At 70.8% G+C, this 14,811-nt stretch carries 13 protein-coding genes and 1 tRNA gene; 13 read left to right on the top strand and 1 reads right to left on the bottom strand.

Annotated elements, in window-relative coordinates; translation table 11 throughout:
* Positions 1–116: 116 nt before the first annotated feature.
* Positions 117–188: transfer RNA gene (locus tag IE311_RS26050), tRNA-Arg, on the bottom strand.
* Positions 189–237: 49 nt separating this feature from the next.
* Between IE311_RS26050 and IE311_RS26045 the strand changes: the two genes are divergently transcribed.
* The 13 genes from IE311_RS26045 (at position 238) to IE311_RS25985 (ending at position 14,774) form a co-directional block, all read left to right on the top strand.
* Positions 238–843 (top strand): response regulator, encoded by a 606-nt coding sequence (locus IE311_RS26045; RefSeq protein ID WP_373313973.1) that lies wholly within the window; start codon positions 238–240, stop codon positions 841–843.
* A 197-nt stretch (positions 844–1,040) separates the two neighbouring features.
* The gene (gene nrtL / locus IE311_RS26040; RefSeq protein ID WP_189834249.1) at positions 1,041–2,051 is read left to right on the top strand and encodes an ArgS-related anticodon-binding protein NrtL; all 1,011 of its coding nucleotides are present in this window, start codon (positions 1,041–1,043) and stop codon (positions 2,049–2,051) included.
* Positions 2,052–2,069: 18 nt separating this feature from the next.
* Positions 2,070–3,461, top strand: a complete 1,392-nt coding sequence (gene lysA / locus IE311_RS26035; RefSeq protein WP_189834248.1) for a diaminopimelate decarboxylase — start codon at positions 2,070–2,072, stop codon at positions 3,459–3,461.
* Between the two features lie 137 nt (positions 3,462–3,598).
* A complete protein-coding gene (locus IE311_RS26030) occupies positions 3,599–4,888 on the top strand; it encodes a homoserine dehydrogenase (RefSeq protein WP_189834320.1) in 1,290 nt (429 codons plus the stop codon).
* A 6-nt stretch (positions 4,889–4,894) separates the two neighbouring features.
* Positions 4,895–5,965 carry a threonine synthase gene (gene thrC, locus IE311_RS26025; RefSeq protein ID WP_189834247.1) on the top strand — a complete coding sequence of 357 codons (1,071 nt, stop codon included), beginning with the start codon at positions 4,895–4,897 and terminating at the stop codon, positions 5,963–5,965.
* Between the two features lie 336 nt (positions 5,966–6,301).
* Positions 6,302–7,219, top strand: coding sequence for a homoserine kinase (thrB, locus tag IE311_RS26020; RefSeq protein ID WP_189834246.1), 918 nt, complete (start codon positions 6,302–6,304; stop codon positions 7,217–7,219).
* Between the two features lie 415 nt (positions 7,220–7,634).
* Positions 7,635–9,677 carry a transcription termination factor Rho gene (gene rho / locus IE311_RS26015; protein WP_268257208.1) on the top strand — a complete coding sequence of 681 codons (2,043 nt, stop codon included), beginning with the start codon at positions 7,635–7,637 and terminating at the stop codon, positions 9,675–9,677.
* Between the two features lie 204 nt (positions 9,678–9,881).
* Complete coding sequence (locus tag IE311_RS26010; RefSeq protein ID WP_189834244.1) at positions 9,882–10,979, top strand: LCP family protein; 1,098 nt, start codon at positions 9,882–9,884, stop codon at positions 10,977–10,979.
* 158 nt (positions 10,980–11,137) lie between these two features.
* Positions 11,138–11,356, top strand: coding sequence for a 50S ribosomal protein L31 (gene rpmE, locus IE311_RS26005; protein WP_189834243.1), 219 nt, complete (start codon positions 11,138–11,140; stop codon positions 11,354–11,356).
* 97 nt (positions 11,357–11,453) lie between these two features.
* A complete protein-coding gene (prfA, locus tag IE311_RS26000) occupies positions 11,454–12,530 on the top strand; it encodes a peptide chain release factor 1 (RefSeq protein ID WP_189834242.1) in 1,077 nt (358 codons plus the stop codon).
* A 57-nt stretch (positions 12,531–12,587) separates the two neighbouring features.
* Entirely contained in the window at positions 12,588–13,433 is an 846-nt protein-coding gene (gene prmC, locus IE311_RS25995) for a peptide chain release factor N(5)-glutamine methyltransferase (RefSeq protein WP_015036198.1), read from the top strand.
* A 49-nt stretch (positions 13,434–13,482) separates the two neighbouring features.
* A complete protein-coding gene (locus IE311_RS25990) occupies positions 13,483–14,130 on the top strand; it encodes an L-threonylcarbamoyladenylate synthase (protein ID WP_189834241.1) in 648 nt (215 codons plus the stop codon).
* Positions 14,127–14,774 carry an arsenate reductase/protein-tyrosine-phosphatase family protein gene (locus IE311_RS25985; protein WP_187622533.1) on the top strand — a complete coding sequence of 216 codons (648 nt, stop codon included), beginning with the start codon at positions 14,127–14,129 and terminating at the stop codon, positions 14,772–14,774. Before IE311_RS25990 ends, IE311_RS25985 begins: the two co-directional genes overlap by 4 nt.
* Positions 14,775–14,811 lie beyond the last annotated feature (37 nt).

Raw genomic sequence — 14,811 nt, 5'->3', positions numbered from 1 at the left:
TCGTCCACAGACCCCGACATACGGCGGCTGAGAGCGGCATACGGCTGCACATACAACAAGACCCCGTTCTCAGCGTTTCCGCTGATCACGGGGTCTGTGTGGCACTTCTTGCGAAGTGCCCCCGGCAGGATTCGAACCTGCGCACACGGCTCCGGAGGCCGTTGCTCTATCCCCTGAGCTACGGGGGCGTCCGCCGCGTTCGGCGGCGACGGGTAGAACCCTACCAGCTCCTCGGGAGTGGCTGTGAACAGGTATTTCCGGGGTGTCACCAGGGGCTGGGTCCCCCGCACGGGTCAGAAGTGGGTAAAACCCGGACGCAGCCGTTCGGGGCCGCCTACTCTCGTTCGTGTGTCAGGCGTGTCCGGTCGGGTGCTCGTTGTCGACGACAACAAGGTGATCCGGCAGTTGATCAGGGTCAATCTCGAACTCGAGGGGTTCGAGGTCGTGACCGCGGCCGATGGTGCCGAGTGTCTGGATGTCGTACATCGGGTTCGGCCTGATGTCGTCACCCTGGACGTCGTCATGCCCCGCTTGGACGGGATCAAGACGGCCGAGAGACTTCGGGCCGACCCTCGGACCAGTCATCTGCCGGTTGCGATCATCAGCGCCTGCGGTGAGCACGAGGTCTCCGGTGGAGCCGCGTCCGACATCGACGCCTTCCTCGCCAAACCCTTCGAGCCCGCCGAGCTGGTGCGTGTCGTACGTCAGCTGATGCACCGCGAGCGGCGAGAGCGGCCGGAGGGGGCCGGGACCGACGGGGGAGAGGAACCGGCCGCAGTCGACGGCCGGCAGCAGCCCCGATGCGCCGGCAGCCCGACCGGGAGTCCCACCGGTCCGCATTGAGTCCGGTCCGCATTGAGTCCGGTTCGGCAGGCGGGTCGCAGGTCCGGCCGCGGTCTCGGTCCGCGGTGCGCGCGACGGTCCGGCCGCGGTGCGTGTGTCCCCCGCACCTGAGTCGGTCACCGGGTCCCCGGCGCTCGGGTGCCCGCATGGCGAAACCGGTTCGCGTTCCGCCCCCCCTCCTCCCCTAGGCTTGTCCCGTGACCCCCGCGGACCTCTCCCTCACCGTGCTGCACGCCGTGCGCCGTGCGGTCGACGACGGTGCGCTGCGGGTCGATGTGCCCCCGCGGGTGACGGTTGAGCGGGCCCGGCCCGGTGGTTCCGGGGAGTACGCCAGCAACATCGCCCTCACCCTCGCCCGGCCCGCCGGACGCAGCGCCCTCGACGTGGCCGGGATCCTCCAGGAGCGGCTCCGTGACGCCCCCGGGCTGCGGGAGGTCGAGATCACCGGGCCCGGGTTCCTGAACTTCAGCCTCCGCCGTGACGCCGGCGCCGAGCTCGTGCGGGCGATCCGCGAGGCCGGCGGCGCGTACGGGAGCAGTACCGCCCTCGCCGGGACCCGTGTCCGTTTCGCCGGTCCGTCCGACCTGACGGAGTCGCGGGCCTCGGTCGTCACCGAGACCGTCGTCCGGCTTCTCCGGATGCAGGGCGCCGACGCCGGTTTCGGCGGTGCCGAGCGGATGCACGTACGGGCCGGGGCGTACGACGTGGACGCCCTCGGTGTCGACGCCGCCCGCTGGGCCCTGCTCCGGCCCGCTCCCCAGGACCGGCCCCTCGACGGGCCACCCCTCCTCGTCCAGCACGAGCGCAACTCCCTCTTCCGCGTCCGGTACGCGCACTCCCGGGTGCGGAGACTCCTCGTCAACGGTGGGCAGCTCGGTCTCCTCCCCTTGTACGAGGACGGAGCCGACGCCGACGTCGCCTTCGGCGCGGCCGCCTCCCACCCCCGTACGACCGAACTTCTCGGCGTTCTCGGCGACCACCCCGTCGTCCTCCTCGCCGCCGCCCGCCATCGCGCCCCCGACCGGGTCGCCCGGCACCTGGAAGCCACCGCCGACGCGCTGCTCGCGTTCCAGCACACGGTTCTGCCGCTCGGCGACGAGAAACCCTCGGCCGCCCATCGTTCCCGGCTGGCGCTCGCCGAAGCCGCCGGGACGGTGCTCGCCGGTGGCCTCTCCGTGCTCGGCATCAGCGCACCCGACCGGATCTGAGAGAGCAGAAGAACAGACATGAGCCGTTCCGCCCACCCCGCAGGGCCCCGTCACGCCGACGTCCTTCCCGAAGGCCACTACTCGGCGCCGCCCGCCGACCTCAACGTCCTCGACCCCAAGGTGTGGTCCCGGACCGTCGAGAGGGACGAGCGCGGTGTCGTCACCGTCGGCGGACTGAGCGTGACCGAGCTCGCCGAGGAGTTCGGGACGCCCGCCTACTTCCTCGACGAGACCGACTTCCGGGCCCGCTGCCGCGCCTGGGCCGAGGCCTTCGGCAAGGACGCCGACGTCTTCTACGCCGGGAAGGCGTTCCTCTCCCGGGCCGTCGTGCGATGGCTGAAGGAAGAGGGACTGAACCTCGACGTGTGCTCCGGCGGCGAGCTCACCACCGCGCTCTCCGCAGGGATGCCCGCCGAGCGCATCGCCTTCCACGGCAACAACAAGAGCGAGGACGAGATCCGTACGGCCGTCGAGGCCGGCGTCGGACGCATCGTCCTCGACTCCTTCCAGGAGATCGTCCGGGTCGCCCACATCGCCCAGTCCCTCGGCAGGCGCCAGCGCGTGCAGATCCGGGTGACCGTCGGCGTCGAGGCCCACACGCACGAGTTCATCGCCACCGCGCACGAGGACCAGAAGTTCGGGATCGCGCTGGCCGGGGGACAGGCCGCCGAGGCCGTGCGCCGGGCGCTGAAGCTCGACGGTCTCGAGCTCATCGGCATCCATTCGCACATCGGGTCGCAGATCTTCGACATGGCCGGCTTCGAGGTGTCCGCGCGCCGGGTCGTCCAGCTGCTCGCCGAGGTGCGGGACGAGCACGGTGTCGAGCTGCCGGAGATCGACCTCGGTGGCGGTCTCGGCATCGCGTACACCTCCGAGGACGACCCGCGCGAGCCGCACGAGATCGCCAAGGCGCTCGGCGAGATCGTGACGCGGGAGTGCGAGGCCGCGGGGCTCGCCACGCCGCGCATCTCCGTCGAGCCGGGCCGCGCCATCGTCGGTCCCACCGCCTTCACGCTCTACCGGGTCGGCACGATCAAGCCGCTCGAAGGGCTGCGGACGTACGTGAGCGTCGACGGCGGCATGTCGGACAACATCCGTACCGCGCTGTACGACGCCGAGTACAGCGTCGGCCTCGTCTCGCGGACCAGCGAGGCCGCGCCGATGCTCTCGAGGGTCGTCGGCAAGCACTGCGAGAGCGGTGACATCGTCGTACGGGACGCCTTCCTGCCCTCGGACCTGGCGCCCGGCGACCTGATCGCCGTGCCCGCCACGGGTGCGTACTGCCGCTCCATGGCCAGCAACTACAACCACGCGCTCCGGCCGCCGGTCGTCGCCGTCCGTGACGGTGAGGCGCGGGTGATCGTCCGGCGCGAGACGGAGGAAGATCTCCTGCGTCTCGACGTCGGATGATGAAATAGTCGAGTGATGAAATCGATGTCTCAGGATCCGGACCGAGGGCTGAAACCCTCGTCCGGTGAGTGAGACTGGTTCCGCGTAGAGATACGAAACCGTAGAGATACGAAGTAGTACGAGAAAGAGGTCGGATGATGCGTACGCGTCCGCTGAAGGTGGCGCTGCTGGGCTGTGGAGTGGTCGGCTCAGAGGTGGCGCGCATCATGACGACGCACGCCGACGACCTCGCCGCGCGCATCGGCGCCCCGGTCGAGCTCGCCGGCGTGGCGGTCCGCCGCCCGGACAAGGTCCGCGAGGGCATCCCCGCGGAGCTGATCACCACCGACGCCACCGCCCTGGTGAAACGGGGGGACATCGACGTCATCGTCGAGGTCATCGGAGGGGTCGAGCCGGCCCGCACCCTCATCACCACCGCCTTCGAGCACGGCGCCTCCGTCGTCTCGGCGAACAAGGCGCTGCTCGCCCAGGACGGCGCGAGCCTCTACGCCGCCGCCGAGCGGCACGGCCAGGACCTCTACTACGAGGCCGCCGTCGCCGGCGCCATCCCGCTGGTCAGGCCGCTGCGCGAGTCCCTCGCCGGCGACAAGATCAACCGCGTCATGGGCATCGTCAACGGGACGACCAACTTCATCCTCGACAAGATGGACACGTCCGGCGCCGGATACAGCGAAGCGCTCGACGAGGCCACCGCCCTCGGGTACGCCGAGGCCGACCCGACCGCCGACGTCGAGGGCTTCGACGCCGCCGCCAAGGCCGCCATCCTCGCCGGGATCGCCTTCCACACCCGCGTGCGCCTCGACGACGTCTACCGCGAGGGCATGACCGAGGTCACCGCCGCCGACTTCGCCTCCGCCAAGCAGATGGGCTGCACCATCAAGCTGCTCGCCATCTGCGAGCGGGCCGCCGACGGCGGCTCGGTCACCGCGCGCGTGCACCCCGCGATGATCCCGCTGAGCCACCCCCTCGCCTCCGTCCGTGAGGCGTACAACGCGGTCTTCGTCGAGGCGGACGCCGCCGGGCAGCTCATGTTCTACGGCCCCGGCGCGGGCGGCGCCCCGACCGCCTCGGCCGTCCTCGGCGACCTCGTCGCCGTGTGCCGCAACAAGCTCAACGAGGCCAAGGGCCCCGGCGAGTCCGCGTACACCCAGCTGCCCGTGAGCTCCATGGGCGAGGTCGTGACGCGGTACCACATCAGCCTCGACGTGGCCGACAAGCCGGGCGTCCTCGCCCAGGTCGCGACGGTCTTCGCCGAGCACGGGGTGTCGATCGACACCGTCCGCCAGCAGGGCAAGGACGGCGAGGCCTCCCTCGTCGTCGTCACCCACCGCGCGCCCGACGCCGCCCTTTCCGGGACCGTCGAGGCGCTGCGCAAGCTCGACACCGTGCGCGGTGTCGCCAGCATCATGCGTGTTGAAGGGGAGTAAGGACCCATGACCCACAAGGGCACCCACCAGTGGCGCGGCATCATCGAGGAGTACCGGGACCGCCTTCCGGTCACGGACACGACGCCGGTCGTCACGCTCCGTGAGGGCGGTACGCCGCTCGTACCCGCTCAGGTCCTCTCCGAGCGCACGGGCTGCGAGGTGCACCTCAAGGTCGAGGGCGCCAACCCCACCGGCTCCTTCAAGGACCGGGGCATGACCATGGCCATCTCCAAGGCCAAGGAGGAGGGTGCGCAGGCCGTCATCTGCGCCTCCACCGGCAACACCTCCGCCTCGGCCGCGGCCTACGCGGTCCGCGCCGGGATGGTGTCGGCCGTCCTCGTGCCGCAGGGCAAGATCGCGCTCGGCAAGATGGGCCAGGCCCTCGTGCACGGCGCGAAGATCCTCCAGGTCGACGGCAACTTCGACGACTGCCTCACCCTGGCCCGCAGCCTCTCCGAGAACTACCCGGTGGCGCTGGTCAATTCGGTCAACCCGGTCCGTATCGAGGGCCAGAAGACCGCCGCCTTCGAGATCGTGGACATGCTGGGCGACGCGCCCGACATCCACGTCCTCCCGGTGGGCAACGCCGGCAACATCACGGCGTACTGGAAGGGGTACCGCGAGTACGCCGCCGACAAGCTGGCGACGCGCACCCCGCGCATGTGGGGCTTCCAGGCCTCCGGTTCCGCCCCGCTGGTGCGCGGCGAGATCGTCAAGGACCCGTCGACGATCGCCACCGCGATCCGCATCGGCAACCCGGCCTCGTGGGACTACGCGATCGCCGCGCGCGACGAGTCGGGCGGCTTCATCGACGAGGTGACGGACCGTGAGATCCTGCGCGCCTACCGCCTGTTGGCCGCTCAGGAGGGTGTCTTCGTCGAGCCCGCCTCGGCCGCCTCGGTCGCCGGTCTGCTGAAGGCCGCCGAGCAGGGCAAGGTCGACCCCGGCCAGCGGATCGTCTGCACGGTCACCGGCAACGGGCTCAAGGACCCCGACTGGGCCGTCGCAGGCGCGCCGCAGCCGGTCACCGTTCCGGTCGACGCGGCCGCCGCGGCCGAACGCCTCGGCCTGGCCTGATCCGCACCCCCGTGAGGGGAAGGCGCCCGCGAGCGCGCCTTCCGCTCGCGGGGAAGCGCACTGATCGAAACCCGATCAGGAACGTACATAGGCGCACAGGTTGGCCCGCGACACGCATCGTGCGCCTCCTGTGCGCCCTATGTCGCGGCAGAACCTTCCTTCGATAGGCTGTACCGAACCCGCCCCGACGCATATGCGCGGTGTCGTTGCCGTTGTCGCCCCCGTGGCCGAAACGGCCCCCGGGTTTCCCGTACTTCTCTTGAAATGCCCGCTGTTCCAGAAGTACCCGCTGTTCCAGAACAACCCGTTGCCGCAATCAAGGAGAGTCATCGAGCGATGGCCGGTCCAGCGTTCCGCGCCGCCGCCGTACGGGTGCGCGTCCCCGCCACCAGCGCCAATCTCGGTCCGGGCTTCGACGCCTTCGGCCTGTCGCTGGGCCTCTACGACGACGTGGTCGTCCGAGTCGCCGACTCCGGGCTGCACGTCGACATCGCAGGCGAGGGCGCCGAGACACTCCCGCGCGACGAGAGCCACCTCCTCGTACGCTCCCTGCGCACGGCCTTCGACCTGCTCGGCGGGCAGCCGCGCGGCCTCGAGGTCGTCTGCGCCAACCGCATCCCGCACGGCCGCGGCCTCGGCTCCTCCTCCGCCGCCATCTGCGCCGGCATCGTCGCCGCCCGCGCCGTGACCATAGGCGGGGACGCCCGGCTCGACGAGGCCGCCCTCCTCGAACTGGCCACCGAGATCGAGGGTCACCCCGACAACGTCGCCGCCTGTCTCCTCGGCGGATTCACGCTCGCCTGGACCGAGTCCGGCGCCGCGCGGGCGATCAGGATGGACCCCTCGGATTCCATCGTTCCGGTGGTTTTCGTCCCCGGCAAGGCGGTACTGACCGAGACCGCCCGCGGACTCCTGCCGCGCACCGTCCCGCACGTGGACGCCGCGGCCAACGCCGGGCGCGCCGCCCTCCTCGTCGAGGCCCTGACCCGCCGCCCCGAGCTGCTGCTCGCGGCCACCGAGGACCGGCTGCACCAGGAGTACCGGGCTCCCGCGATGCCGGAGAGCATCGCCCTGGTGAACCGGCTGCGGGCGGACGGGATCCCCGCGGTCATCTCCGGCGCGGGCCCCACGGTGCTCGCGCTGGCCGAACACGGGACGGCCGACAAGGTCGCCCGTCTCGCGGGCGAGGGCTGGGCCGCGAACCGGCTCGACCTCGACGTGCCCGGAGCGAGTGTCCTGCCGCTGGCGCCCTAGCGCACGGCGGCCGGACGCCGGGCAGCGTCCGGACAGGAGATTGCCGGTGAGGGAGAGGGGGAATGTTTGTCGGAGCCGGTAGTGTTAACCTCAAGTCAGCACCCGGCGCCTTTGTGGCGCGGTGCTGAGTGTCCCCATCAGGGACCACCGATTCTTCCGGGAGCCTCCCCAACTGCCTGAGCAGCCTGCCTGAGCAGTTTCGAGCACGCTCCGGAACCGGCACGACACCCCTCGCTCTTCCGCAGCGAGGACCGAGCAGGGGGCGCTCGGGCCGGACCCACAGCACGTTCTCTCTCCGCCGTACCCGGCGGGACCACCGCCCCGGACACGGTCCACCCAACACGGGACCGATGCCGGACAGCACAACCGGTCGCCGAGCCAGATGGCCGACGTCCGCTCCAGGGAAGGACCCTTCGTGAGCGACACCACCGATCTGATGGGCGTGACTGCCGACAGCAGTGTCGACGCCGCCGCGCCCGCCGCAGGTGCTGCCACCGGCGGCACCGCACGGCGCCGCCGCTCCGGCACCGGCCTCGAGGGCATGGTCCTGGCCGAGCTGCAGCAGGTCGCGTCCGGCCTCGGCATCAGGGGCACCGCGCGGATGCGCAAGAGCCAGCTGATCGAGGTCATCAAGGAGGCGCAGGCCGGTGGCGGCTCCGCCGCCCCCGCCAAGGCCGCCGACGCCGCCGAGACCAAGCCGAAGCGCCGCGCCACCACCAAGGCCCGTACGGGCGAGACCGCTGCCGAGGCCGCCGAGCCCAAGGCCGAGAAGGCCGAGAAGGCCGTCGCCCAGCAGCAGATCGACATCCCGGGTCAGCCGGCCTCCGACGACCAGCCCGCGGGCGAGCGTCGTCGCCGCCGTGCCACCGCCCCCGCCGGTTCGCCGGAGGGCGAGGTCAAGGCCGAGGCCGCGCAGGCCGTGAAGACCGAGGCCCGTACCGAGACCAGGACCGACGCGGGTGCCGACGCCAAGGCCGAGGCCTCCGTCGACACCGCCGAGGGCCGTGGCCGCCGTGACCGCGGCGAGCGCGGGGAGCGCGGCGAGCGCCGTGACCGCCGTGAACGTCAGCGCGACCGCGGCAAGGGCGACGAGCAGCAGGGCGGTGGCCAGGGCGGCCAGCGTCAGCGCCAGGGCGGCCAGGGTCAGGGCCAGCAGGTCCAGGGCCAGGGCCAGCAGGGCGGCCAGCAGGCCGGTCCGCAGGACGACTACGACGACTCCGAGGGCGGTCGCCGCGGGCGTCGTGGCCGCTACCGCGACCGTCGTGGCCGTCGTGGCCGTGACGACTTCCAGGCCGGCGAGCCGCAGGTCGCCGACGACGACGTCCTGATCCCCGTCGCGGGCATCCTCGACATCCTCGACAACTACGCGTTCATCCGGACCTCCGGCTACCTGCCCGGTCCGAACGACGTGTACGTCTCGCTCGCCCAGGTCCGCAAGAACGGTCTGCGCAAGGGTGACCACGTCACCGGCGCCGTGCGGCAGCCGAAGGAGGGCGAGCGCCGCGAGAAGTTCAACGCGCTGGTCCGCCTGGACTCCGCGAACGGCATGGCCGCCGACTCCGGCCGCGGCCGCCCCGAGTTCAACAAGCTGACCCCGCTCTACCCGCAGGACCGGCTCCGTCTGGAGACCGACCCGGGCGTGCTGACCACGCGGATCATCGACCTCGTGTCGCCGATCGGCAAGGGCCAGCGCGGTCTGATCGTGGCCCCGCCGAAGACCGGCAAGACCATGATCATGCAGGCGATCGCCAACGCGATCACCACCAACAACCCCGAGTGCCACCTGATGGTCGTCCTGGTCGACGAGCGTCCGGAAGAGGTCACCGACATGCAGCGGTCGGTCAAGGGCGAGGTCATCTCCTCGACCTTCGACCGTCCGGCCGAGGACCACACCACCGTCGCCGAGCTGGCCATCGAGCGCGCCAAGCGCCTCGTGGAGCTGGGTCACGACGTGGTCGTCCTGCTCGACTCGATCACCCGCCTGGGCCGCGCGTACAACCTCGCGGCGCCGGCCTCCGGCCGCATCCTGTCCGGTGGTGTCGACTCGACCGCCCTGTACCCGCCGAAGCGCTTCTTCGGTGCGGCCCGGAACATCGAGGACGGCGGCTCGCTGACCATCCTCGCCACCGCCCTGGTGGACACCGGTTCGCGCATGGACGAGGTGATCTTCGAGGAGTTCAAGGGCACCGGCAACATGGAGCTCAAGCTCGACCGGAAGCTCGCCGACAAGCGCATCTTCCCGGCCGTCGACGTCGACGCCTCGGGTACGCGCAAGGAGGAGATCCTCCTCGGTGCCGACGAGCTCGCCGTCACCTGGAAGCTGCGTCGTGTGCTGCACGCGCTCGACCAGCAGCAGGCGATCGAGCTGCTTCTCGACAAGATGAAGCAGACGAAGTCGAACGGCGAGTTCCTGCTCCAGATCCAGAAGACGACTCCGGGCGGCAAGAACGACGACTGACGCGAGACCCGCGTCACACGACACACCTCGGGCCCCGTGCTCGTAACCCCGTCGTGACCTGCGTAAACCACTGCGCCCACCGTGCCCCGCACGGTGGGCGCAGTGCTGCTCCCGCGGAAGCTCACCGAAACCTCACAGCCCCGTATGCAACCCTTTTGGGTGCTTCACCGTCACACATGGTGAACCGAGGGCCGAGGGATGAGGATGACCGAGCAGATCAAGAGCGGCCGAATAGGCGGCGCGGGAAGCGGCCGCCGCCGCAAGGCGACCGCCAAACGCAGCCGGAAGGCGGCCGTCCTGGTCTCGGGGGCCCTTGCCGTCCTCGTCCTCGGCGGTGCCGGACTCGGCTACGTCTACTTCAAGCTCGACGGCAACCTCGACAGCGTCGACATCAACGCCCAGCTGGGCACCGACCGCCCCGACGACGTCGACAACGGCTCCATGGACATCCTCGTCCTCGGCTCCGACTCGCGCTCCGGCGACAACGGCGCCTACGGCAAGGACGAGGGAGGCGCCCGCTCCGACACCGCGATGGTCGTCCACGTCTACGAGGGCCACAAGAAGGCAAGCGTCGTCTCGATTCCCCGCGACACCCTCATCGACCGGCCGAAGTGCACCGACACCCGGGGCGCCGCCGTCGCCGGCGAACAGCGGGCCATGTTCAACACCGCGTACGAGGTCGGCGGACCCGCCTGCGCCGTCAAGACCGTCGAATCGATGTCCGGCATCCGCATGGACCACTACATCGAGGTCGACTTCACCGGCTTCAAGAAGCTCATCGACAAGCTCGGCGGCGTGGAGATCACCACCACCGCCGCCATCAAGGACGGCAAGAGCCACCTCGACCTCGAACCGGGCACCCACACCCTCGACGGCGAGCAGTCCCTCGGCCTGGTCCGCACCCGCAAGAGCGTCGGCGACGGCAGCGACCTCGGCCGCATCCAGCTCCAGCAGGCCTTCATGAAGGCCTTCATCGACCAGGTCAAGGACGTCGGCGTCTTCACCAACCCGAAGAAGCTCCTCGACCTCGCCGACGCCGCCACCAAGGCCATCACCCCCGACTCCGAACTCGACTCGGTCCAGGAACTGATGGGCTTCGCCAAGGGCCTCTCCGGCATCGGCGCCCAGAACGTCCACATGGTCACCATGCCCGTCGAGTACGACCCGCGGGACCCCAACCGGGTCATACCGCTGGAGGCCCAGGCGCAGCAGGTCTGGACGGCCCTGAAGAAGGACCTGCCGATCCCCGCCTCGGCGACGAAGGACGCGGCCACCGGCAAGGCCGACGGCGTCGTGAAGTAGCCCGGGAAGCGCCGCTCGGAGCAGCTCAGGAATAGTTCCGGCCCGACCCCGGTTTTGGGAGATACGGCCGGTCCTGGCAGACTGGTACGTCGGCCCCGGTTCACGCTCCCCGCAACCCGCGGAAGCGACCCGGAGCCCTCCCGAAACTAGGAGACACCTTGAAGCGCGAGATTCACCCCGAGTACGTCGAGACCCAGGTCAGCTGCACCTGTGGCGCGTCGTTCACCACCCGGAGCACGCTGACCGAGGGCACCATCCGTGCCGAGGTCTGCTCCGAGTGCCACCCGTTCTACACGGGCAAGCAGAAGATCCTCGACACCGGCGGCCGCGTCGCCCGCTTCGAGGCCCGCTTCGGCAAGGCCGCCGGCTCCAAGTAGCGAGCCCCTGCGCCGGTCCACGGTCGCCCCGCGCGGGTGGCCGGGACCGGCGCTTTGCCGTCCCCGTAGCAACTGACGAAAACCCCAGGAGCCCCCGATGTTCGAGGCGGTCGAGGAACTGGTCGGCGAGCACGCCGACCTGGAGACGAAGCTCGCAGACCCTTCGGTCCACGCCGACCAGGCGAACGCGCGCAAGCTGAACAAGCGCTACGCCGAGCTGACCCCGATCGTCGCCACCTACCGGGCCTGGAAGCAGACCGGTGACGACATCGAGACCGCCCGCGAGCTGGCACACGACGATCCCGACTTCGCCGCCGAGGTCAAGCAGCTGGAGAAGGACCGCGAGGAGCTCACCGAGAAGCTCCGACTGCTCCTCGTCCCGCGCGACCCGAGCGACGACAAGGACGTCATCCTGGAGATCAAGGCGGGCGCGGGCGGCGACGAGTCCGCACTCTTCGCCGGCGACCTGCTCCGCATGTACCTGAGGTACGCCGAGCGCGTCGGCTGGAAGACCGAGATCATCGACGCCACCGAGTCCGAGCTGGGCGGCTACAAGGACGTCCAGGTCGCCGTGAAGACCAAGGGCGGCAACGGCGCCACCGAGCCCGGCCAGGGCGTCTGGGCGCGCCTCAAGTACGAGGGCGGGGTGCACCGCGTGCAGCGCGTGCCCGCGACCGAGTCGGCCGGCCGCATCCACACCTCCGCCGCCGGCGTGCTCGTCACGCCCGAGGCCGAGGAGGTCGAGGTCGAGGTCCACGCCAACGACCTGCGCATCGACGTCTACCGCTCCTCGGGCCCCGGCGGCCAGTCGGTCAACACCACCGACTCCGCCGTCCGCATCACCCACCTGCCGACCGGCATCGTCGCCTCCTGCCAGAACGAGAAGAGCCAGCTCCAGAACAAGGAGCAGGCCATGCGCATCCTGCGGTCCCGGCTGCTCGCCGCCGCACAGGAGGAGGCCGAGTCCAAGGCCGCCGACGCCCGTCGCAGCCAGGTCCGTACCGTCGACCGGTCCGAGAAGATCCGTACGTACAACTTCCCGGAGAACCGGATCTCGGACCACCGCGTCGGCTTCAAGGCGTACAACCTGGACCAGGTGCTCGACGGCGAACTGGACCCGATGATCCAGGCCTGCGTCGACGCCGACTCGGCCGCCAAGCTCGCCGCGGCGTAAGCGACCCCGGTGGCGTAAGTTCCCCCCCGCCCCCACCCCGCACCACGGAGGACCAGCGTGAACCTGCTGCTTGCCGAGGTGGCCCAGGCCACCCAGCGGCTGGCCGACGCCGGCGTTCCCTCACCGCGTTTCGACGCCGAGGAGCTCGCCGCGTTCGTGCACGGCGTCAAGCGGGGGGAGCTGCACAACGTCAAGGACGCGGACTTCGACGCCCGCTACTGGGAAACGGTCGCCCGCCGCGAGGCCCGCGAACCGCTCCAGCACATCACCGGGCGGGCGTTCTTCCGGTACCTGGAGCTCCAGGTGGGACCCGGGGTCTTCGTGCCCCGGCCCGAGACCGAGTCGGTCGTCGGCTGGGCCATAGACGCCGTGCGCGCCATGGACGTCGTCGAACCCCTCATCGTCGACCTGTGCACCGGCTCCGGGGCCATCGCCCTCGCCATGGCTCAGGAGGTGCCGCGCTCGCGCGTGCACGCCGTGGAACTCTCCGACGACGCCCTCGTGTGGACCCGCAAGAACGCCGAGGGCTCCCGCGTCACCGTCCACCAGGGCGACGCGCTGAGCGCGCTCCCCGAGCTGGACGGCCAGGTCGACCTGGTCATCTCCAACCCGCCGTACATCCCGCTCACCGAGTGGGAGTACGTCGCACCCGAGGCCCGCGACCACGACCCGGAGATGGCCCTCTTCTCCGGCGAGGACGGCCTCGACACCATCCGCGGCATCGAGCGCACCGCCCACCGGCTGCTGCGCCCCGGCGGTCTCGTCGTCATCGAGCACGCGGACACCCAGGGCGGGCAGGTGCCGTGGATCTTCAACGAAGAGGCCGGCTGGGCCGACGCCGCCGACCACCCGGACCTGAACAACCGGCCGCGCTTCGCGACCGCCCGCAAGGCCATGCCATGACCGGCATGACCGCCATGACGAACCACGCGTACGAGGAGGCCGGGAACTGATGGCACGGCGATACGACTGCAACGAGGCGACCGACCGTGTGACCGGTCTGCGCGAGGCCGCGTCCGCCGTCCGCCGGGGCGAGCTGGTCGTGCTGCCCACCGACACCGTGTACGGGATCGGGGCGGACGCCTTCAGCAGCGAGGCCGTCGCGGATCTGCTCGCCGCCAAGGGCCGGGGCCGCAACATGCCCACGCCCGTGCTCATCGGCTCCCCGAACACCCTCCACGGCCTGGTCACGGACTTCTCCGAGCAGGCCTGGGAGCTCGTCGACGCCTTCTGGCCCGGCGCCCTCACCCTCGTCGCCAGGCACCAGCCCTCCCTCCAGTGGGACCTGGGCGACACCCGGGGCACCGTCGCCATCCGCATGCCGCTGCACCCGGTCGCCATCGAACTGCTCACCGAGGTCGGCCCGATGGCCGTCTCCTCGGCGAACCTCACGGGCCACCCGTCCCCGGAGGACTGCGACGCCGCCCAGCAGATGCTCGGCGACTCCGTCTCCGTCTACCTCGACGGCGGGCCGACGCCCGGCATCGTCCCCTCGTCCATCGTCGACGTCACGGGCAAGGTCCCGGTGCTGCTGCGCGAGGGCGCGCTGTCGCCGGAGGAGCTCCGGAAGGTCGTACCCGACCTCGAGGTGGCGAATTGACCGCCCCTGAGGGGCGTGGCATAGCGGGGTTCGACGACAGCACCACCTTCCGCATCCTCCACGTCAGCACCGGCAACGTCTGCCGCTCGCCGATCACCGAGCGGCTGACCCGCCATGCCCTGAGCGACCGCCTCGGCGACCCTCTGGGCGGTGGCCTGATCGTGGAGAGCGCGGGCACCTGGGGCCACGAGGGCGCCCCGATGGAGGCCAACGCGGAACTGGTCCTCGCCGACTTCGGCGCGGACTACAGCGGCTTCGTGGGGCGCGAGCTCCTCGATGAGCACGTCATCCGCGCGGACCTGGTCCTCACGGCGACCCGCGACCACCGCGCCCAGGTCATCTCGATGGGCCATTCGGCGGGCCTGCGCACCTTCACCCTGAAGGAGTTCACCCGCCTGGTCCGCGCGATCGACCCGGCCACGCTCCCCGACGCCCACGACGAGGGCATGGTGGAGCGCGCCCGCGCCCTGGTCCGCGCGGCGGCGGCTCTACGCGGGTGGCTCCTGGCCCCGTCGGTGGACGCGGACGAGGTCAACGACCCGTACGGCGCCCCCATCACCTTCTTCCGCTCGATCGGCGACGAGATCAACCAGGCACTGGACCCCGTGGTGACCGCGCTCACGGGTGTACGCGCGCGCGACTGACGGTCGCGGGGCTACGCGCGCGGGTGTACGCGCGCGG

Origin of the sequence: Streptomyces zaomyceticus (genome assembly GCF_014656215.1) — a bacterium.
GTDB lineage: Bacteria > Actinomycetota > Actinomycetes > Streptomycetales > Streptomycetaceae > Streptomyces > Streptomyces zaomyceticus.
The sequence above is the reverse complement of the archived record's forward strand: the minus strand, read 5'-3'. Positions and strand labels throughout refer to the sequence as shown.

What these genes read in the sequence shown, in the direction of transcription:
- lysA (WP_189834248.1), top strand. Translation starts at nt 2,070, where the DNA reads ATGAGCCGTTCCGCCCACCCCGCAGGGCCCCGTCACGCCGACGTCCTT.
- IE311_RS26010 (WP_189834244.1), top strand. Translation starts at nt 9,882, where the DNA reads ATGACCGAGCAGATCAAGAGCGGCCGAATAGGCGGCGCGGGAAGCGGC.
- IE311_RS25990 (WP_189834241.1), top strand. Translation starts at nt 13,483, where the DNA reads ATGGCACGGCGATACGACTGCAACGAGGCGACCGACCGTGTGACCGGT.
- IE311_RS26030 (WP_189834320.1), top strand. Translation starts at nt 3,599, where the DNA reads ATGCGTACGCGTCCGCTGAAGGTGGCGCTGCTGGGCTGTGGAGTGGTC.
- thrB (WP_189834246.1), top strand. Translation starts at nt 6,302, where the DNA reads ATGGCCGGTCCAGCGTTCCGCGCCGCCGCCGTACGGGTGCGCGTCCCC.
- thrC (WP_189834247.1), top strand. Translation starts at nt 4,895, where the DNA reads ATGACCCACAAGGGCACCCACCAGTGGCGCGGCATCATCGAGGAGTAC.
- prfA (WP_189834242.1), top strand. Translation starts at nt 11,454, where the DNA reads ATGTTCGAGGCGGTCGAGGAACTGGTCGGCGAGCACGCCGACCTGGAG.